The sequence below is a fragment of the Ruminococcus sp. AF37-20 genome, assembly GCF_003460465.1.
GTDB classification, from domain to species: domain Bacteria; phylum Bacillota; class Clostridia; order Oscillospirales; family Ruminococcaceae; genus Hominimerdicola; species Hominimerdicola aceti.
The window spans coordinates 119,598-139,755 of record NZ_QTVE01000002.1 but is presented as its reverse complement, the minus strand read 5'-3'; the positions used below and the strand labels follow the sequence as shown (position 1 = coordinate 139,755).

The 20,158-nt window shown below is 43.7% G+C and carries 17 protein-coding genes, 3 tRNA genes and 1 riboswitch; of the genes, 19 read left to right on the top strand and 1 reads right to left on the bottom strand.

Translation table 11 applies throughout. The features are described from left to right. Positions 1–296: 296 nt before the first annotated feature. The 9 genes from DW015_RS01825 (at position 297) to DW015_RS01785 (ending at position 7,324) form a co-directional block, all read left to right on the top strand. The gene (locus tag DW015_RS01825; protein ID WP_117903768.1) at positions 297–2,036 is read left to right on the top strand and encodes an ABC transporter ATP-binding protein; all 1,740 of its coding nucleotides are present in this window, start codon (positions 297–299) and stop codon (positions 2,034–2,036) included. Further along, on the top strand, positions 2,029–3,795 hold the full coding sequence (locus DW015_RS01820) for an ABC transporter ATP-binding protein (protein ID WP_117903766.1): 1,767 nt from the start codon (positions 2,029–2,031) through the stop codon (positions 3,793–3,795). The genes DW015_RS01825 and DW015_RS01820 overlap by 8 nt, the downstream gene beginning before the upstream one ends. Before the next feature lie 235 nt (positions 3,796–4,030). Then, entirely contained in the window at positions 4,031–4,930 is a 900-nt protein-coding gene (locus DW015_RS01815; protein ID WP_117903764.1) for a DUF5685 family protein, read from the top strand. After that, entirely contained in the window at positions 4,927–5,550 is a 624-nt protein-coding gene (locus DW015_RS01810; protein WP_117877998.1) for a DnaJ domain-containing protein, read from the top strand. Before DW015_RS01815 ends, DW015_RS01810 begins: the two co-directional genes overlap by 4 nt. Before the next feature lie 6 nt (positions 5,551–5,556). After that, on the top strand, positions 5,557–6,099 hold the full coding sequence (locus DW015_RS01805) for a hypothetical protein (RefSeq protein WP_117903762.1): 543 nt from the start codon (positions 5,557–5,559) through the stop codon (positions 6,097–6,099). 13 nt (positions 6,100–6,112) lie between these two features. Then, positions 6,113–6,853, top strand: coding sequence for a VTT domain-containing protein (locus DW015_RS01800; protein ID WP_117903760.1), 741 nt, complete (start codon positions 6,113–6,115; stop codon positions 6,851–6,853). Between the two features lie 139 nt (positions 6,854–6,992). Then, a tRNA-Gly gene (locus DW015_RS01795) sits at positions 6,993–7,066 on the top strand. Between the two features lie 49 nt (positions 7,067–7,115). After that, positions 7,116–7,192: transfer RNA gene (locus DW015_RS01790), tRNA-Arg, on the top strand. A 54-nt stretch (positions 7,193–7,246) separates the two neighbouring features. Next, positions 7,247–7,324: transfer RNA gene (locus DW015_RS01785), tRNA-His, on the top strand. Between the two features lie 199 nt (positions 7,325–7,523). Here the strand turns inward: DW015_RS01785 and DW015_RS01780 are convergent. Further along, positions 7,524–8,687, bottom strand: coding sequence for a leucine-rich repeat domain-containing protein (locus DW015_RS01780; RefSeq protein WP_181979812.1), 1,164 nt, complete (start codon positions 8,685–8,687; stop codon positions 7,524–7,526). A gap of 648 nt (positions 8,688–9,335) precedes the next feature. Between DW015_RS01780 and DW015_RS01775 the strand changes: the two genes are divergently transcribed. The 10 genes from DW015_RS01775 (at position 9,336) to DW015_RS01730 (ending at position 20,110) form a co-directional block, all read left to right on the top strand. Next, positions 9,336–10,325, top strand: a complete 990-nt coding sequence (locus tag DW015_RS01775; protein WP_117903756.1) for a C40 family peptidase — start codon at positions 9,336–9,338, stop codon at positions 10,323–10,325. 238 nt (positions 10,326–10,563) lie between these two features. Further along, positions 10,564–10,670: riboswitch (TPP riboswitch) on the top strand. 60 nt (positions 10,671–10,730) lie between these two features. Continuing rightward, positions 10,731–11,534, top strand: a complete 804-nt coding sequence (gene thiD / locus DW015_RS01770) for a bifunctional hydroxymethylpyrimidine kinase/phosphomethylpyrimidine kinase (protein WP_117903755.1) — start codon at positions 10,731–10,733, stop codon at positions 11,532–11,534. Beyond that, entirely contained in the window at positions 11,531–12,844 is a 1,314-nt protein-coding gene (gene thiC / locus DW015_RS01765) for a phosphomethylpyrimidine synthase ThiC (RefSeq protein WP_117903753.1), read from the top strand. The genes thiD and thiC overlap by 4 nt, the downstream gene beginning before the upstream one ends. A gap of 321 nt (positions 12,845–13,165) precedes the next feature. Then, on the top strand, positions 13,166–13,687 hold the full coding sequence (gene thiW / locus DW015_RS01760) for an energy coupling factor transporter S component ThiW (protein ID WP_046439968.1): 522 nt from the start codon (positions 13,166–13,168) through the stop codon (positions 13,685–13,687). Further along, the gene (gene thiM, locus DW015_RS01755) at positions 13,687–14,505 is read left to right on the top strand and encodes a hydroxyethylthiazole kinase (protein WP_117903750.1); all 819 of its coding nucleotides are present in this window, start codon (positions 13,687–13,689) and stop codon (positions 14,503–14,505) included. Before thiW ends, thiM begins: the two co-directional genes overlap by 1 nt. Positions 14,506–14,645: 140 nt before the next feature. Continuing rightward, complete coding sequence (locus DW015_RS01750; protein ID WP_117903748.1) at positions 14,646–15,116, top strand: GNAT family N-acetyltransferase; 471 nt, start codon at positions 14,646–14,648, stop codon at positions 15,114–15,116. 22 nt (positions 15,117–15,138) lie between these two features. Beyond that, on the top strand, positions 15,139–15,780 hold the full coding sequence (thiE, locus tag DW015_RS01745) for a thiamine phosphate synthase (RefSeq protein ID WP_117903746.1): 642 nt from the start codon (positions 15,139–15,141) through the stop codon (positions 15,778–15,780). Between the two features lie 199 nt (positions 15,781–15,979). Next, positions 15,980–17,398 (top strand): pyruvate kinase, encoded by a 1,419-nt coding sequence (gene pyk / locus DW015_RS01740; RefSeq protein WP_117903744.1) that lies wholly within the window; start codon positions 15,980–15,982, stop codon positions 17,396–17,398. 416 nt (positions 17,399–17,814) lie between these two features. Then, the gene (pflB, locus tag DW015_RS01735; protein WP_117863209.1) at positions 17,815–19,893 is read left to right on the top strand and encodes a formate C-acetyltransferase; all 2,079 of its coding nucleotides are present in this window, start codon (positions 17,815–17,817) and stop codon (positions 19,891–19,893) included. Beyond that, positions 19,883–20,110, top strand: a complete 228-nt coding sequence (locus DW015_RS01730; RefSeq protein ID WP_117903742.1) for a hypothetical protein — start codon at positions 19,883–19,885, stop codon at positions 20,108–20,110. The genes pflB and DW015_RS01730 overlap by 11 nt, the downstream gene beginning before the upstream one ends. The last annotated feature ends 48 nt before the right edge of the window (positions 20,111–20,158 follow it).

The following is a 20,158-nucleotide window of genomic DNA, read 5'->3' as shown; positions in this document are numbered from 1 at the left end:
CTTTCACCCTTTTGTCAACCCCTTTTTTTAGAAGTGAGAAGTGAGGAATGAGGAGTGAGGAATGAAGGTATCGCCTGCGGCGATGATTATTGTAGGGGACGACGCCCTCGGCGTCCCGCTCTGAGGTGCGAGGCTTGAATTATCACAAACCATGCCGGTGTACAAAGACGGGCGAACTTTTTGCCCCTGCGTTATCCCCCCACTTTTTTAAAGAATTAACTTATTCGTCTACAAATGTACAAAAACATATGATATAATAAAATTTATATGATTTTATTTAGTTGGGAGATAGAAAAATGCTGAAGCTTTTTAGGTATCTGAAAAACTATAAAAAAGAAAGCATAATCGGTCCGCTGTTTAAGCTTATCGAAGCCTGCTTCGAGCTTGCAGTGCCACTCGTTATGGCTAATATCATTGACGTGGGCATAAAAAATCAAGATAAGCCCTACATCTATAAAATGGGTGGCGTGCTGATATTGCTTGCATTCTGCGGACTTGCGTGTTCACTGACCGCACAGTATTTCGCCGCAAAAGCGTCCCTAGGCTTTGGAACAGCCCTCAGACGTGACCTCTTCAAGCATATCAATTCACTGTCCTATGCGGAAATAGACAGCGTTGGAAGCCATACCCTCGTCACAAGAATGACAGCGGATATCAATACCGCTCAGCAGGGCGTGAATATCCTTCTTCGTCTGTTTCTTCGTTCGCCTTTTATCGTTTTAGGCTCAATCATAATGGCATTCTCTATCTCAGTGAAGCTTACTCTTATCTTCCTGATAATCGCACCTTGCCTTGCCTATGTTATCTACCTTATAATGCACATCACCATACCGCAGTATAAGAATATTCAGAAAAAGCTTGATAAAACTAACCTTATGACAAGCGAAACTCTCACAGGCGCAAGAGTTATCAGAGCATTTTCCCGTCAGAAAGACGAGGAGAAAGAGTTCGCCGATAATACCGAGGAGCTTAAACGTCAGCAGATTATCGCAGGAAGAATTTCCGCCCTTATGAACCCTGCCACATATGTCATTGTAAACTTCGCTATCATCGCTATCATATGGTTTGGTGGCAAAACGGTTTATACAGGCTTTATCTCACAGGGCGAAGTGATAGCCCTTGTAAACTATATGAACCAGATACTCTTAGCACTCCTTGCTATGGCGATACTCGTTACAAATATCACCAAAATGCAGGCTTCCGCTATCAGAATAAATGACGTTTTCGCTGTGGAGCCAAGTGTATCCGATAAGGATAATAAGCCTGTCGCAACTGACGGTAACGCTCCATGCGTTGAGTTCAGAAACTGTTTCTTCTCGTACGCATCAGCCGAAGCCGACTCCCTTTCGGATATAAGCTTCAAAGCCATGAAAGGCGAAACTATCGGTATAATCGGCGGTACAGGTTCAGGTAAAACATCGCTTATCAACCTTATCCCAAGATTTTATGACGTCCGTCAGGGCGAAGTCCTTGTTGACGGCGTTGACGTAAAGGAGTATCCATTCTCACAGCTCAGAGGCATGATAGGCATCGTCCCTCAGAAAGCCGTTCTCTTTAAGGGTACTATAAGACACAATATGCAGTGGCGTGATAAAAACGCCACTGATGAGGATATCTGGAACGCTCTTGATATCGCTCAGGCTAAGGACTTTGTTGAGAAAAAGCCTGATAAGCTTGACGAGATGATACTTCAGGAGGGCAAAAACCTCTCAGGCGGTCAGCGTCAAAGACTTACCATTGCAAGAGCATTGGTTGGTGATCCTGAGATACTCATTCTTGATGACTCAGCCTCCGCCCTTGACCTTGCCACAGATGCAAGACTAAGAAAAGCTATCCACGAAAAAACAAGCGGTATGACCGTTTTTATAGTTTCACAGAGAATCTCATCTATAAAAAGCGCCGATAAGATAATCGTTCTTGACGATGGCAAAATAGCAGGTATCGGCACTCATTCAGAGCTTTATAACGGCTGCGAGGTATATAAAGAAATATGCCTTTCACAGCTTTCAGAAAAGGAGGCGCAGGCAAATGGCTAAACAAAGCACAAAAAACAAGCTTGATACCTCAGCTCTCAGACCACTTCTCAAATACGCAAAACCGCATATGTGGCTGTTCATACTGTCCATGGTCTTTGCGGTCATAGCAGTTGCCACCACCCTTTATGCACCTATCCTCGTGGGCAACGCTGTTGACCTTATCGTAGAAATGGGCTTGGTTGATTTTGACGGCATCATTAATATAATAATAAAGCTTGGCGTAACAGTCACCGTCACAGGCATTGCCCAGTGGCTCATGTCCCTCTGCACAAATAAGATAACCTATTGTGTGGTAAGAGATATCCGAAACGATGCTTTCGCTAAGCTCCAAAAGCTACCGCTGTCATATATCGACTCCCACCCTCACGGTGATATAATCAGCCGTATAATCTCCGACTTGGAGCAGGTGTCAGACGGACTTCTCATGGGCTTTTCACAGCTCTTTACAGGTGTATGTACAATTTTCGGTACACTTGGTTTCATGCTCTCTATCAACGTGAAAATAACCCTTATCGTGGTTATCCTCACTCCGCTGTCTCTCTTTGTCGCAAGATTTATCGCCAAGAACACATTCAAGCTTTTCCACCAGCAATCAGTTGCAAGAGGCGACATGACCAGCCTTGTTGAGGAAATGACAGGCAATCAGAAGGTAGTAACAGCATTCGGCTATCAGGAAGAAGCCGAGGAGCAGTTTGAAGAAGTGAACCTGAAACTCCAGAAAGTTGGACTTAACGCCACATTCTTCTCCTCACTCACCAACCCTTGTACACGTTTTGTAAACAACCTCGTCTACATGGCTGTCGGTATCGTGGGCGCACTCTCTGTAATAAAAGGCGTGGGCTTCACAGTTGGTAACCTTAGCTGTTTTCTCACCTATGCAAATCAGTATACAAAGCCTTTCAATGAAATATCAGGCGTTATCACCGAGCTTCAAAGTGCATTCGCTTCTGCAAAGCGTGTCTTTGAGGTCATAGACGAAACAGAGGAGATACCTGACAGCTCTAACGCTACTGTTCTTACCTCCGTTGACGGCACATTAGACGTTGACAACGTGTCCTTTAGCTATGTGCCTGATGTGAAGCTTATCGAGAATTTTAACCTTCATGTAAAGAGCGGTCAGCGTACAGCTATCGTAGGACCAACAGGCTGCGGCAAGACCACCATGATAAACCTCCTTATGAGATTTTACGATACCGACAGCGGCGAGATACGCATAAGCGGCGAGCCTATAAAGGATTGTACCCGTGACTCCATGAGAAGTATGTACGGCATGGTCTTGCAGGAAACGTGGCTGAAAACAGGCACCATAAGAGAGAACCTCTGCTACGGAAAGCCTGACGCCACCGAGGAAGAAATGATAGCCGCCGCCAAGTCAGCCCATTGTCACGGCTTTATAAAGCGTCTGCCAAAGGGCTATGATACCGTTATCTCAGACAGCTACAGCACTATCTCCGCAGGACAGAAACAGCTTCTCTGTATCGCACGAGTAATGCTCTCTCTGCCGCCAATGCTCATTCTGGACGAAGCTACATCGTCTATAGATACACGTACGGAGATATTGGTACAGCGTGCCTTTGAGAAAATGATGCAGGGCAGAACGAGCTTTATAATCGCCCATAGACTTTCTACTATCAAGAATGCAGATACTATCATAGTAATGGATTCGGGACACATAGTAGAGCAGGGAAGTCATGATGAGCTTATGGCAAAGAACGGCTTCTATGCCGATCTCTATAACTCACAGTTTGCTGTGACCTGATCCCGGCGTTTGTTTATAAAAACCTGATATATGGGGCGGCCTTTGGTCGCCCTTTTGTATTTTGCCCTATTTTTTTATCCCGTCCGTCTTTTCGATTCCTCCATTACCCCACCCTTATTTTTATCATAAAAATTATTGACTTTTATCTTAAAATTGTTGTATAATGTTATATATTTCACGGGATATACACAATCGTGTTTTATAATGTATAGTAACGAAAACCTAAGGAGTGCCTATGTTCGGATATGTCCGCCCTTTCAAACCCTATATGCGAATGTTTGAATATGATATCTATAAAGCTGTCTACTGCGGACTCTGTAAGGATATGGGCAGACGCTATGGCTTTGTGACACGCTTTACCCTTAGTTACGATTTCGCATTTCTCTCCCTTATGGATTTCTCTGTGAGGGGAGTGAAGCTTGACGCAGAAAAGCAACGCTGTATCGCACACCCTCTTAAAAAGACCATGTGCGCAAAGTGTACCTGTAATCTTAAATATACGTCCTCAGCCGCCGTGATACTCACATATCATAAGCTCCGTGACGATATAGCCGATAAAGGGCTAAAAGGCAAGCTTGCCGCATTTGCACTTTTGCCTTTTTTCAAAAAGCCCTATAAGAAAGCGGCTCGCCTTTATCCAAATCTTGCCCCTGCCGTTGAAAACGCAATGGAATTGCAAAATAAAATAGAGCGTGAAAAAACAGCAGGCATAGACCTTGCCTGCGAGCCTACCGCACTTATGATGCAAGCCGTTGCAGGGAATCTTTGCACCGGGCAGGACGAGCGCCGACCTCTCCTTGAACGTTTCGGCTACCTCCTCGGCAGATTTATCTATATCTGCGACGCTCTTGACGACCTGCCCGACGACCACGAGAGTGAAAGCTACAATCCGCTCCTTGGAAAATTTCCACCTGCCGAGGGCATAAATGCGGAATATCTCAAAAAAGTTCACGCCTTTTGTGATGACAGCATAAACTTCACCCTGGGTGAAATGGCAGATATCTATGTGAAGCTCGATCTTAAAAGATATCGTGATATACTTGATAATATCGTGTATCTTGGACTTAAAAATGTCTATACTCAAATAAAGAGCGGAAAATTCCGCAATAACAGGAAAGGAAATAACGATCAATGATCTCCAAAGACCCTTACAAAATTTTAGGTGTATCCCCAACAGCTTCAGACGCTGAAATAAAATCAGCTTATAAAGAGCTTGTGAAAAAATATCACCCCGACCAGTATCAGGATAACCCCCTAGCTGACGTAGCTGAGGAGAAAATGTCCGAGATAAACGCTGCCTACGATCAGATCATGACTTCAAGACGTGGGGGAGGATACCAGTCCGCAGAAAGCGGCTATGACGGCTATGCCTCCTCACAGGGCTTTGACTCAGGCTATATCAGAAGCCTTATCCAAAGCGGAAGCTACACACAGGCAGATCAGATACTTGATAACGTGTCATCCTCCGAAAGAAATGCCGAGTGGTATTTCCTCAAAGGCACTATCTGCCACCGCAGAGGCTGGCTCAATGAGGCTTATAACAACTTCACAAGAGCCGTCCAGCTCGACCCAAATAACATGGAGTACCAAAGCGTGCTGGCACAAATGAACAGACAGCGAAGCGGCTATATGAGCGGCAACCCAACCCAAGGCTACCGAGCAGGCGGCATGAGCGGTCCTGACTGCTGTTCCTCCCTTTGCTGTGCAGACTGTTGCTGTGAAATGATGGGCGGCGACCTTATACCGTGCTGCTAAAGACCCATGAGAAATAAAATAGCTTTTCGAGTGGCACTTGGCGGCATATGCTCTGCTGTCTGCCTGCTTTTGATGTTTTCAAGCAGCTTTTTGCCCATGCTCGATTATACTATCCCTACCTTCGCAGGCTTTATGATGGTTGTGATGATAGTGGAGGTGGATAAAAACTGGGCGATAGCCACCTATTGCGCAGTGAGCCTGCTGAGCATTTTCGTGACCCCAAATTACGAAGCAACCCTGCTTTTTATATTGTTCATGGGGTATTATCCAATACTTAAATATTATCTCGACCAAAAGAAAAACCGCCTGTTGGTGTGGGCAATAAAGCTCGCTTTGTTCAATGTGGCGATAGTCATCTTCTTTTTGGCATTTCAGTATATCTTTACTTCGGTGGATATGCTCGAGGGCATGGAGATGTTCGGCAAGTATGCCGTGCTTGTTCTGTGGGCGGCGGCAAACCTGTTTTTCTTTATTTATGACTATGCCCTCACACAGCTGACAGATATGTACATAAATTGGTTTAGGAAAAAAATACTCAGAAGAAAATGACGGTGACGTTTTTATGAACGAAGAACAAGAGAAAGAAATATTAAACGAGGCGAAAATACAAACTGCAAGGCACAAGAAAAAAATACAGATAATAAGCCTTGTTGCAATAATAGCGGTCATAGCAATGGCTATAGTGGCGTGTATACCTCTTATAAAAGCGCTTCACAGCAAGGCAGGCATTGCAGCCTTGGAGCGTAAGCTTGATAACTACAGTGGCATTGTGGGAGTGCTTATCTTTACTTTCATACAAGCTCTTCAAGTGGTCATAGCGGTCATACCGCCTATACAAGTTGTGGGTGGAGTGCTGTTCGGCTGGTTCTGGGGCGGGTTGCTATCATTCTTAGGTACGCTCCTTGGCACAATGGCAATATTCGTGCTTGTGAAAAAATTTGGCAGACCGATAGTGGAAGCCTTTGTTGACGAGAAACAGCTAAAAAAATTCAAATTCCTGCAAAATGAGAAAAAGCTAACCGTTATCCTTATAATCCTCTATCTCATACCGGGAATACCCAAGGACGTTATCTCATATATCGTCCCCCTGACTCCCATAAGCAAGAAGGATTTTTTCTATTATGTCATGCCTTGCAGACTTCCGGCAATAATGCTCTCAACGATTTTGGGGAGCAATGTAAAAAGCGGCAACTTCACAGTTGCACTTGTGGTGCTTGGAGTAGCTCTCGTAGCAGGTATCGTTGGCTTTTTGTTCAAAGATGTTATAGTGAATAAAATGAAACAACATAAGAAGAGCAAATAAGTAAAGTTGCACAAAGTTGAGCTTAGATGAAAAAAATATAAAAAAGTGCTTGACAAAAGGCTCTTGTAGTGGTATAATAAATATCGTTGATTGAGCGGTAAGCTTGAAAGACCACCAAAAAAGCCTGGTCAGGCAGTATGCGGGTGTAGTTCAGTGGTAGAACTCCAGCCTTCCAAGCTGGTCATGTGGGTTCGATTCCCATCACCCGCTCCAATATATCTTAAACTTTTATCCGAGTTTGAGATATTAATGAGTACAGTATGCGTCATTAGCTCAGTTGGATAGAGCAACCGCCTTCTAAGCGGTAGGTCACTGGTTCGAATCCAGTATGGCGTACCATTAAACTCGTTCCAGATGAAAATCTGCTGCGAGTATTTTCTTCTAATATGTATGGTGGGTATAGCGTAGCTGGCCTAACGCGTCAGTTTGTGGCACTGAAGACCGTGAGTTCGAATCTCACTACCCACCCCACTGAATACGTTCTGCGTTAAGCAGAGCGTATTTTTTTTTGTTTACATATCGTAGGGCGACCTTTGGTTGCTCGTTTTTTTTATGTACCACTGACATTGACCTATATCCTACCGACTTGAATTATTATATCCCACCTGCAAATAGACAGAAAAAGGACGGCAACTTAAAAGCTGCCGCCCCGATCCAGAGGTTATATATTTTATAAAGCGAAATTTTTGTTGTAAACAGCCTCGGCTATCCTGAATGTTTCGTCATCAAGTGCAGGAACAGCGTCAGCAGTGATCAAGGCTGCACCTCTCTCAAAAGCGTCCTCCGCAATGCCATCGGCACCATGCTGAATAACAACGCTTCTTAACTCAGAGCAATCCACGAAAGCCTTTGCACCAAGCTTCTTTACAGATGATGGGATAACAACTTCTCTCAAAGCCTTACAGCCACGGAAAGCCTCGCTTCCAACATAAGCGATCTTGCCTGATATCCTCACTGTCTTAACTACAGTATTCTGAGCAAACGCTCTCTTGCCTATCCTGCTAACGGAATCAGGAAGATAAACGCTCTCGAGCTTCTCACAAAGTGCAAATGCACACTCGCCTATCTTTCTTACAGATCCTGCGAACTCAACCTTTTTCAGAGCAGAGCAGCCGAAGAATGCGTAGTCGCCAACAGCCTCGATTCCAAATGGTATAGAGATCGCTTCCAGACCTGAGCAGAATGTGAAAGCATTCTCTGCGATCTCGATCATAGCTGCAGGTATCTCAAGCTCTCTCAGAGAAATGCAGTTCTGGAAAGCTCCGTTTCCTATGGAAACTATATTTTCATTAAGACAAATTTCTTTCATTGAAGAGCAGAAACCGAATGCAGACTCGCCGATCTCTCTTACGCTCTCAGGCAGGTCAGCTCTCTCCAAACTGTCGCAATTGTAGAATGTGAATGGCAGTATCCTTTCCACTCCATCAGGTATAGTCGCAAATCTCAGAGATTCACAACCGCAGAATGCCATCTCACCAATAAACCTTACGCTCTCAGGTATAGTCACATTCACCAGTGAACAGCATTTGTAAAATGCCTTTCTTCCGATGATAACAACGTCCTTTGAGATAACAGCACATTTAAGGTCGTAAAGATGTGCGAAAGCACCGCCTGCAACAGCTATGACCTTTTTGCCGCGAAGCTCAAAAGGAAGCTCCAGCACTTCGATATGGCTGTCACCGCAGTATCCAGTAATAATACACATATCGTCAGCCGTAACATATTTAAAACAGCCCGAGATCTTCTCGCTGCTGATACTGCTGCTTGCAGTTACACCAACGCTCTCAAGTGCTTCTTTGAAACCATTGTCGCCCATAAAATTAATGCTTTTCATCAGCGTGACCTCCATTATACCCACTATAAATATATACCTCGTAACTGAACTTAAACGTTTTCTGTATTTTCTAATGAAATTATACTACAGTAAACTATGTTTGTCAATGGTATTCGCAATATTTTATTTATAAAAAATTAATTTTCAGAACTTTTTCACTGATTGTGAACGGCTTTTTTGTCACTTTTCACAATTAATTTACGCAAAATAATTTTAGTTTTCACATATCGTTCTCAATCTTTGAGAACGCTGTAATTTTATAGTAGCAAACGTTTTCGCAAATGGTGCAAACGACTAATACCAATTTATAGAATTTGCTTGATTAAATCTACCAAACCATAAGATGATGTTTTTCTTATATTTGTAAGATTGTCATAAATTATATTTATATAATATTAATAAAAAATGATATGATGTTCATAATAATGTAAGAAAACGCTAATAACTGAATTAAAATAGGAGATTTGTATACTAACAATAAACAGAAACGTATAATACTGCCATAAGTATTTACAAAATAGAAACTTAATTATTACAGATTGTAATAATTAACGATGTATAATAATATACATGAAATCGTATAAGTACATGAATACAAAAACTGGAAAGGACTGATCCGTTATCAACATAATAAGAAAAATAACAGCAGTGATAATTTCATCAGTTATAATGATAAGCTTTGTGGCATTTGCACCGCAGGGATCCGCTAAGACTTATGTGAATGTTATAACAGCTTCTGCTGCTGACTCGATGACAAAACCTGTTTTGATAAAAAGACAAGCGTATTCAAACAAAATAGAAGCAGGAGTAAAAAATCTCACAAGCTTTTCATCGAAGACTACATTTGAGGTCTATGTAAACGGACGCTATGTAAGAAAATATACATGGCAGGCGTTGAAAAAGGATAACTATATAAATATAACCGATGACGGCAAGCTTTATCTTAAAGCTTCCACAAAATATAAAGTCACTGTCAAAGCAGTAAATGGCAGTGCCAAGTCAGAGTCGTCGATTCTCAACGTAAAGACAGCAGCAAAAACATACTATCATATAGATAAAAACGTTCAGCTTTATAGCTTTAAAAACGGTATGTTCAAGAAATCTTCAAAAACAAAAGCCTCTGTGGCTGTGTCAGGTACTCTCACTACCGATAAAAATAAGCGTGTGGCAGGTCAGAGCAAGAATGTCGGCGGAGCAAATTATGTCCTTATCAATGAAGGCGATCATAAGGGTAAGTACGTCAAGGTAGGAAAAGGTGTGAAGCGTACACCTGAGAGAAAAGCAAGAATAAAAACAGCCGTTGATTATGCCGCAAGCATGAACGGCGGAAGATATGTCTGGGGCGGAACAAAGTATAAGGCAACGGACTGCTGTGGATTGACTATGCAAGCCTATAGAAAAGCCGGTGTGAATATGTATAACAGCGTATATTCGCAGGCGAAAATGGGAAAAGCAGTGTCTTTGAAGAATATAGAAGCAGGCGACCTGATAATCTGTAATAACTATGGCCATGTAGCAATGTATATAGGCGGCGGAAAAATAGTCCATGCCATGAGTACATATTATGGGATCAGAATACAGCCTCTTGCGAATATCAAGTATTGCGGTAAAATAAACACTATCAGGAGAATACTGTAAAGCAAAGCGATCTTGCGGCATAACAAACTGTCGAATAACTGTAGGGGCGGCCTTTGGTCGCCCGCTTGGTTTCATAGCATTGTATCGGCAAATTTTCAAATGTAAATGTAGGGGCTGGCGCCCTCGACAGCCCGATTTTGTTTGCTCGATAATACTTGCGATATCTGCACAATTTTTCCTTGACAATCTCGCTGACCAGTGTTATAATAAAAAAGCAGAAAAACTGCGAAAAATCGAATAAAGTTTGCAGGGGGACCCAAGCAAAAAAGCTGGGTTGAGAAGGTAAAACCTGACCCTTTGAACCTGTTGGTCAAGACCAGTGTAGGAAGCAATTTGTGTAAATTTACCTCCTGCATGGTCAGGAGGTTTTTTTGTTTCCCCTTTTCCATAAGAAAGGAATAAAGTATGTTAAAATGTTTGTCAGTGGCAGGCTCGGATTGCTCCGGTGGCGCAGGTGTACAAGCCGACCTTAAAGCCTTCAGCGCTAATGAAACTTTCGGCATGAGCGTTATTACCTCTGTCGTCGCTGAAAATACTACCCGTGTGCTGTCTGTTTTCAACGTACCCGTTGAGGAGATACAAAAACAAATAGACGCTGTGTTTGAGGATATCCACGTCGATGCCGTAAAACTCGGTATGCTCCCAACTGCCGAAATTATTTCAGCAGTTGCGGATAAGCTTAATGAGTATAAACCAAGTATTATCGTCTGCGATCCCGTCATGGTCGCTACAAGCGGCGACGCTCTCTCTGAGGGCGGAACTGTTTCCACCATGAGGGAAAAGCTCTTTCCTATAGTTACGCTCCTTACACCGAATATCCCCGAAGCCGAAGCTATCTCAGGCTTGGAGATAAAGAATGAAAACCATATGGAAAAAGCCGCAAGGATAATAATGGATATGGGCGTAAAAAACGTCCTCGTCAAAGGCGGTCATCTCACCGGCGACGCTGTGGATTATCTCTGTACCCCAGAGGGTGTTCATAAGCTTGCCTGCAAGCGTGTTGATTCGCCTAATACCCATGGCACCGGCTGTACTTTGTCATCTGCCATAACTGCAAACCTTGCCCACGGTATGGATATGCTCTCCGCTGTAACAAAGGCGAAAAACTATATCACCGAGGCAATAGAAAAATCATTCACAGTGGGCAAAGGACATAGCCCCGTTAATCACTTTTATGATTATTACGATTTGAAAGGAACTGTTCTATGAGAAATTATAAAACTCAAATGGAAGCCGCTAAAAAGGGTATCGTTACCCCTGAAATGGAAACAGTGGCTAAGAAAGAAAATATAGACGTAAACGAGCTTATGGCTCTTGTTGCAGCAGGTCAGGTTGCTATCCCTGCCAACGTAAACCATACTGCTCTCTCTGCCGAGGGTATCGGTAAAGGTCTTAAAACTAAGATAAACGTAAATCTCGGTATCTCAGGGGACGCTAAGAATTATGACATTGAGATGCAGAAAGTGGATATGGCTATCAAGTTCGGCGCTGAAGCTATCATGGATCTGTCAAACTACGGCAAGACCAATACTTTCAGAAAAGAGCTAGTAGCAAAGTCGCCTGCCATGATAGGCACTGTTCCTATGTATGACGCTATCGGCTACCTCGATAAAGACCTCCTTGACATATCAGCTCAGGACTTTCTTAAAGTAGTAAAAGCCCATGCAGAAGAGGGCGTTGACTTTATGACTATCCACGCAGGTATCAACAGACGTGCAATCGAAGCTTTCAGACGTGAGGGAAGAAAAATGAATATCGTTTCCCGTGGCGGTTCACTGCTCTTCGCATGGATGATGATGACAGGCAACGAGAACCCATTCTTCGAGTATTATGACGAAGTTCTCGAAATACTCAGAGAGTATGACGTTACTATCTCACTTGGCGACGCACTCCGTCCGGGATGTCTTGCAGACGCTTCCGACGCCGCTCAGATCTCCGAGCTTATCGAGCTTGGCAACCTCACAAAGAGAGCGTGGGAAAAGGACGTTCAGGTAATGGTAGAGGGTCCTGGCCATATGGCAATGAACGAGATCGCCGCAAATATGATAATGGAAAAGAAGATATGCCACGGCGCACCTTTCTATGTGCTTGGACCTCTGGTAACAGATATCGCCCCTGGCTATGACCATATCACATCAGCTATCGGCGGAGCTATCGCCGCAGCAAGCGGTGCAGACTTCCTCTGCTATGTTACCCCTGCCGAGCATCTCAGACTTCCTGACGTTGACGACGTTAAGGAAGGCATTATCGCCAGCAAGATAGCAGCCCATGCCGCAGATATCGCAAAGGGCGTAAAGGGTGCAAGAGATATCGACGATAAAATGGCAGCAGCACGTCACAAAATGGATTGGGACGAAATGTTCGAGATAGCACTTGACGGTGAAAAGGCAAGAAGATTCTTTGAGCAGACCCCACCTGCCGACAGACATACCTGCTCAATGTGCGGCAAGATGTGTGCCGTTAGAACAACAAACATGATACTCGAGGGCAAAGAGGTGAAATTCTGCTCAGAGAAGTAGAAAACTCGATGTAGGGGCGAGCAGCGTTCGCCCGCATGATATAAAAATTGAATGTCAGCTCGACAATTGTACGAAAAATCGGACAATTACATGAGAGCAGATATAAAAAGAATGTAATGTGCAAGAGGAGCGTCTTGCGAACTTTTTCATAAAAAGTATTCAGCGAGGGAACCCGTGTTTCGGGGTGAGAGGGTGCAATGTAGCACCGACCGAAAATAATTTACGTCAGATCGTGAGCGGATAGCATAGCCACGGTCTGTGCGCCGCTGGATATCTTGCTCTTTTTCGTTCGGCGGTGCGATACGATATGGAGGAATAAAAATGAAAAAGACAAACATTCACAAATTGGTATTCGCAGCAGTATTGGTAGCCCTTGCAGTGGTAGGCTCGCTTGTTTCGTTCCCTATCGGCGCTTCAAAGTGCGCACCTGTTCAGCACCTTGTAAACATAATCGGTGCAGTTTTCCTTGGACCTGCATGGGCAGTGGGCGTTGGCTTCACAGCCGCACTTCTCAGAAATCTTCTGGGACTTGGCTCTCTCCTTGCGTTCCCGGGCTCAATGGTTGGCGCATTCGTTGCAGGTATGCTCTATAAGTACATAAAGAAGCTCCCTGCCGCTTATGTCGGCGAGCTTTTCGGCACATCAGTCCTCGGTGGACTTCTTGCATATCCTGTTGCCAGATTTCTTGTTGGCGCACCAGCCGCAGCAATAACAGTTTATATTCTGCCTTTCTTTGTAAGCTGTGCAGGCGGTACAGTTCTTGCTATCGTTATCGTTACAGCTCTTAAAAAGGCAAAAGTATTTGATAATTTCCTTGGCTTCTCAAAGGAGGTAAGAGCATAATGGGCACTATAATTGAAAGCTGTGCGAAAGCAGCAGACAAGGTACGAGATATATGCCCTTTGGTGCATTGTATCACAAATTATGTTACTGTAAATGACGTTGCAAACTGCATTCTCGCCATTGGCGCTTCACCTATCATGGCAGACGATATCGCAGAAGCAGCAGATATAACTTCTATCTCAAAGGCTCTCGTTATAAACATGGGTACTCTCAATGCAAGAACGGTCGAGTCAATGGTAGTTGCTGGAAAGAAAGCCAACGAGCTTGGCGTTCCTGTAGTTTTTGACCCGGTTGGAGCAGGCGCATCAAATTTCAGAAATGAAACTGCAAAGCGTATACTTGAAAATGTGAAAATAAGCATACTCAGAGGAAATCTTTCTGAAATGTCATATCTTGCAGGACTAGAAGTTTCCACAAAGGGTGTTGACACCTCGGAAGCTGACGAGAAAAACGACCCTGTTTCCGTTGCAAAAAAAACAGCCGCAAAGTATAACTGCGTTGCAGCTATCACAGGTGCGGTGGATACAATAACAGACGGAAAAAGAGTCGCAAGGATATCAAACGGTCACCCATATCTTTCAAAGGTAACAGGCACAGGCTGTATGACAACAGGACTTGTAGGCTCATTCGCAGGTGCTTGCGACGATATGTATACCGCCGCTGTAACAGGCATTGCAAGCATGGGCATAGCAGGCGAGTTCGCATATGAAAATGCTGGAGAGATAGGCTCTGGAAGCTTCCATATTTCTATCATTGACGCAATCAGCAAAATGAATAGTCAGGTATTTGCGGCTAAGGCTAAGATAGAAGAAGTTTAGTATTGCAATATTTCAGATCTAGTGGTATCATATCAATGTGATGCCACTAAATTTTATGTGGTGATGTTGCTTGCGGGGGCGAACAGTGTTCGTCCGTTTGCATTGCATATTATACTTTTTCATACAAAGGAGAATGAAAAATGACCGTAAGATTTGCTTGTGAAAAGGATATACCGCAAATGAACAGCCTGCTCTATCAGGTAGAGAGAGTTCATCAGCAGGGCAGACCTGATCTTTTTAAAGAGGGTGCGAAAAAGTATACTGATAACGAGCTTAAAGCTATGTTCAAGGATAAAACTAAGCCTATATTTGCCGCAGTTGATGAAAATGATGTGATGAAGGGCTACGCTTTTTGTGTGTTTCAGGAGCATAAGGGCGACAATGTTCTCACGGATATAAAGACTTTGTATATCGACGATCTGTGCGTTGATGAAAATTGCAGAGGTCGGCATATCGGCTCGGTGCTTTACGAGGCAGTGAAGAAATTCGCTAAGGAGCAGGGTTGTTATAATGTTACTCTCAACGTGTGGGAGTGTAATCCATCGGCAAGAAAATTTTACGAAAAAGCAGGGTTGAAGCCATACAAGACAGGTATGGAAGTTATTTTATGATAAAAGATAAGAGGGTAAAAAAATGGACAAATCGAAAATTGACTACACGCTTTATCTCTGCACTGACCGTGGACTTATGTCCTGCGAAACTATCGAGCAGTCGGTAGAGGAGGGCGTAAAAGGCGGCTGTACAGTTATCCAGCTAAGAGAAAAGGACTGCACTTCAAGAGAATTCTATGAGCTTGCAGTCAGAGTAAAAAAGATAACGGACAAATACAATGTGCCGCTTATCATCAACGACAGACTTGATATTGCACAGGCTGTTGACTGTGCAGGCGTTCATCTGGGACAGAGCGATATGCCATGTGCAGTTGCAAGAAAAATCCTCGGTGAGGACAAGATAATAGGTATTTCTGCGGCAACTCTTGAAGAAGCTAAAAAAGCACAGGCAGACGGTGCAGATTACCTTGGCGTTGGCGCAATGTATGCCACCAACACAAAGACAGACGCAAGAGCTGTCACAAAGGAACAACTTGCAGAAATAAGAGCCGCTGTGGATATCCCTATCGTAATAATAGGCGGAGTTAATCAAAAAACTGTGCCGAACTTTAAGGGTATGGGTATTGATGGTGCTGCGGTAGTTTCTGCGGTGGTTTCTCAGCCTGATATTGAAAAGGCGGCAAAGGATCTTCGTGAGCTTTGCGAGGATTGCTTCGGAAGATAAGATGTTGAACGGGCGGTTATTGAGACCGCCCGTTTTTTGTTTTAAAACAAATGTATGATTTTGTCTTTCAATTTTACACAAATTATACATTGCGCTATTGACGATTAAGTTAAAATCGGTTATAATAAATGAAAAAGCTTTGTTTTTTAGATTAAAACGCTAATGCGTTGAAATAGTAATGTATGTTAGGAGAGTAAAAATGAAAAAAACTAAGATCGTATGCACTATCGGACCTTCCACAGATGACGAAAACATTATGCGTGAGCTTATGAAAAACGGCATGGACGTTGCGAGATTCAATTTCTCACACTCTGACCACAGTGTTCATAAGGCTCGTTTTGAAACTGTATGCAAGCTAAGGGAAGAACTTGGCGTTAATATTGCAACTCTTCTTGATACAAAAGGACCAGAGGTAAGACTTAAAAACTTTAAGGATCACAAGCCTGTTACTATCAAGGACGGCGATACATTCACACTTACCACAAGAGAAGTGGAGGGCGACGAAACTATCTGCTCTATCACATTCCCACAGCTTCCAAAGGACGTTTCTGTAGGCACTAGAATACTTATCAATGACGGAAATATCGAGCTGAAAGCTACCAGAGTTGACAGCACTGACATCGTCTGCGAAGTTATCCACGGCGGAGTTGTTTCCGACCACAAGGGTATCAACGTACCTGACGTAAACCTTTCTATGCCTTATATCTCTGACGCTGATATGGCTGACCTTGAATTTGGCGCAAAAATGGGATTTGACTATATCGCAGCTTCATTCGTAAGAACAGGCGCTGACGTTATTTATCTTAGAAAATTTACCCAGAGCCTTGGATGGTTCAATCCTAGAATTATCGCTAAGATAGAAAACGCTCAGGGTGTTGCCAATATCGACGAGATCCTTGACGCTGCTGACGGAATAATGGTAGCAAGAGGAGATATGGGCGTTGAGATACCTTTCGAGCAGATACCTGCTATCCAGAAAGAGCTTATCAGAAAAGCCTACAACGCAGGCAAGAACGTTATCACAGCTACTCAGATGCTGGAGTCTATGATAACAAATGCACGTCCTACAAGAGCCGAGATAACCGACGTTGCAAACGCTATTTATGACGGCTCGTCTGCTATAATGCTTTCAGGGGAAACTGCCGCAGGTAAATATCCTGTTGAGGCTGTCAAGACCATGAGCCTTATCGCAGAAACGACCGAAAAGGATATCGACTATATCTCACGTTTCAAGAAAAGAGCAGACGAGAGAAATTCATCTATCACTGACGCTATCTCACACGCTACTGTTACAACTGCCCATGACCTTAATGCTGTAGCGATCCTGACAGTAACAAAGGGCGGAACAACAGCAAGAACGCTTTCAAAATTCCGTCCGAACTGTCCTATAATCGCACTTACAACTGACGATACAACATATCATCAGCTCAGCCTTTCATGGGGTATCAGAGCAGGCGTTATCGAAGAGAAAACAAACACTGACGAACTCATCAGACACGCTCTGGAGCGTTCTGTGGAGCTTGGCTATCTGAAGAAGGGCGACCTTGTCGTTATTACAGCAGGAGTACCGCTTGGAATGAGCGGAACGACAAATCTGCTCAAAGTCGAGAGAGCGTAATTTCCTTTGCAAAGTAAAAGCACCCACAAACTAAGCTGATGAAAGGTCTGCGGAGAGAGCCTTGATAGGTGTAAGCCTGCAAGCGGTGCAGAAAAGCAATAGAAGAATTGCAAAAAAATCAATTACAAAGCGGTGTCGGAGCGGAATGCTCTGCACCGCTTTTATTGCAAAAAATGTTTGAGCTTTTTGTAGGCGATCACTTTTTTTTATTCAAATAATTTTCCGTGAATTGGGTAACCGATTCTAACATATGAAAGAAGTATGGCGTAAGAGTAATATTTCTGAATGTGACTTGACTTTGATTTTGAAGTATGTTATTATTTTAACATACGAGCGGTAGTATTATTAATAGGTATGCAATACTGAATATTGAGGTAATATGTGCTGCCCGAAATCTTATGTCAGGAGAGTATAAAATGGAAAGACAGTTTTATGACGAATGGGAAGGCTTTAAGCCCGGCAGATGGTCAAACACTTCTATCAATCTTCGTGATTTTATCCAGAAGAACTTCACACCATATGACGGTGACGACAGCTTCCTTACAGGCCCTACAGAAGCAACTACTAAGCTCTGGGAACAGGTAATGGAGCTTTCAAAAAAAGAGAGAGAAGCCGGCGGTGTTCTCGATATGGACACTAAGATCGTTTCTACTATCACCTCACACGGCCCTGGTTACCTTAACAAGGATCTTGAAAAGATCGTTGGTTTCCAGACTGACAAGCCTTTCAAGCGTTCTCTTCAGCCTTTCGGCGGTATCAGAATGGCTATGAATGCTTGCGAGCAGAACGGCTACACAGTTGATCCTGAAGTTGTAAAGATCTTTACTGAATATAGAAAAACTCACAATCAGGGCGTTTTTGACGCTTACACACCTGAAATGAAGCTTGCCAGACACGCTGCTATCATCACAGGTCTTCCAGACGCTTACGGCAGAGGAAGAATCATAGGCGACTACAGAAGAGTTGCTCTTTATGGTATAGACTATCTCGTTGAGGACAAGAAGGATCAGCTTGCTACATCACTGGTAAGAATGACTTCTAAGAACATCAGACTTAGAGAAGAGCTTTCTGAGCAGATCAGAGCCCTTGGCGAACTCAAGAAGCTTGGCGAGATCTACGGATACGATATTTCACGTCCTGCTAAGAACGCTAAGGAAGCTATCCAGTGGCTGTACTTCGGCTACCTTGCTGCTGTTAAGGAGCAGAACGGTGCTGCAATGTCACTTGGCAGAACTTCTACATTTATTGATATCTATATCAAGAGAGATATGGACAGAGGTATCCTCACAGAGCAGGAGGCTCAGGAGCTTGTTGACCACTTCATCATGAAGCTCAGACTGGTTAAGTTTGCAAGAACACCTGAGTACAACTCACTGTTCTCAGGCGACCCAACTTGGGTAACAGAGTCTATCGGCGGCGTTTCTATCGACGGCGTTCCAATGGTAACAAAGACTTCATTCAGATATCTCCACACACTTGAGAACCTTGGTCCTGCACCAGAGCCAAACATGACAGTTCTGTGGAGCACTAAGCTTCCTTCGAACTTCAAGAAGTTCTGTGCTAAGACTTCTATCAAGACTTCTGCTATCCAGTACGAGAACGACGACCTTATGAGAGTTACACACGGCGACGACTACGCTATCGCTTGCTGTGTATCTTCAATGAGGATCGGTAAGGAAATGCAGTTCTTCGGTGCAAGAGCTAACCTTGCTAAGTGCTTGCTTTATGCTATCAACGGCGGTGTTGACGAAAGACTTAAGATACAGGTAGGTCCTAAGTATCGTCCAGTTACAGGCGATTACCTCGATTATGATGATGTAATGGCTAAGTATGACGATATGATGGAGTGGCTGGCTGGTCTTTATGTAAATACACTGAACGTTATCCACTATATGCACGATAAGTATTCTTATGAGAGAGTTCAGATGGCTCTTCATGACAGAGATGTTAAGAGATACTTCGCTACAGGTATCGCAGGTCTGTCAGTTGTTGCTGACTCACTTTCTGCTATCAAGTACGCTAAGGTAAAGTGCATCAGAGATGAGGACGGAATCGTAACTGACTACGAAGTTGAGGGCGATTTCCCTAAGTATGGCAACAACGACGAGAGAGTTGACAAGATCGCAGTTGACCTCGTTAGAACATTTATGGACAAGATTAGAAAGCACCACACATACAGAGATGGTGTTCCTACAATGTCTATCCTTACTATCACATCTAACGTTGTTTATGGTAAGAAGACCGGTTCTACACCTGACGGAAGAAAGATCGGTGTGCCTCTTGCTCCTGGTGCTAACCCAATGCACGGTAGAGATACTCACGGCGCATCTGCATCACTTTCTTCAGTTGCTAAGCTGCCATTCAGACACGCTCAGGACGGTATCTCAAACACATTCTCTATCATTCCTGACGCTCTTGGCAAGGATGACAAGGTATTCATGGGCGACCTTGATATCGAAAGCATAGCTAAGGAGCTTAACGAAGATGGGGTTTAATGTTAAAAAGGACGAGGACGAGTCTCAGGTAAACGAGCTTGTTGACGTCATTGACAGACTTATGATGGGCGGTCAAGGTCATCTTACGATAGACGTTGACGAAACCGAAGAAGGTCTGAACGTTAAAACTTACAGCACTTCCGATTGTGGCGGTGACGGCAAGACGGCTTGCTGTCAGCCTACAGAAGAGGACGCTGTTGACAGAGATGAAGATTAACTCCCTATTTTAGAAAACGGCGGAGGTTCGTTCTCCGCTTGTTTTCCA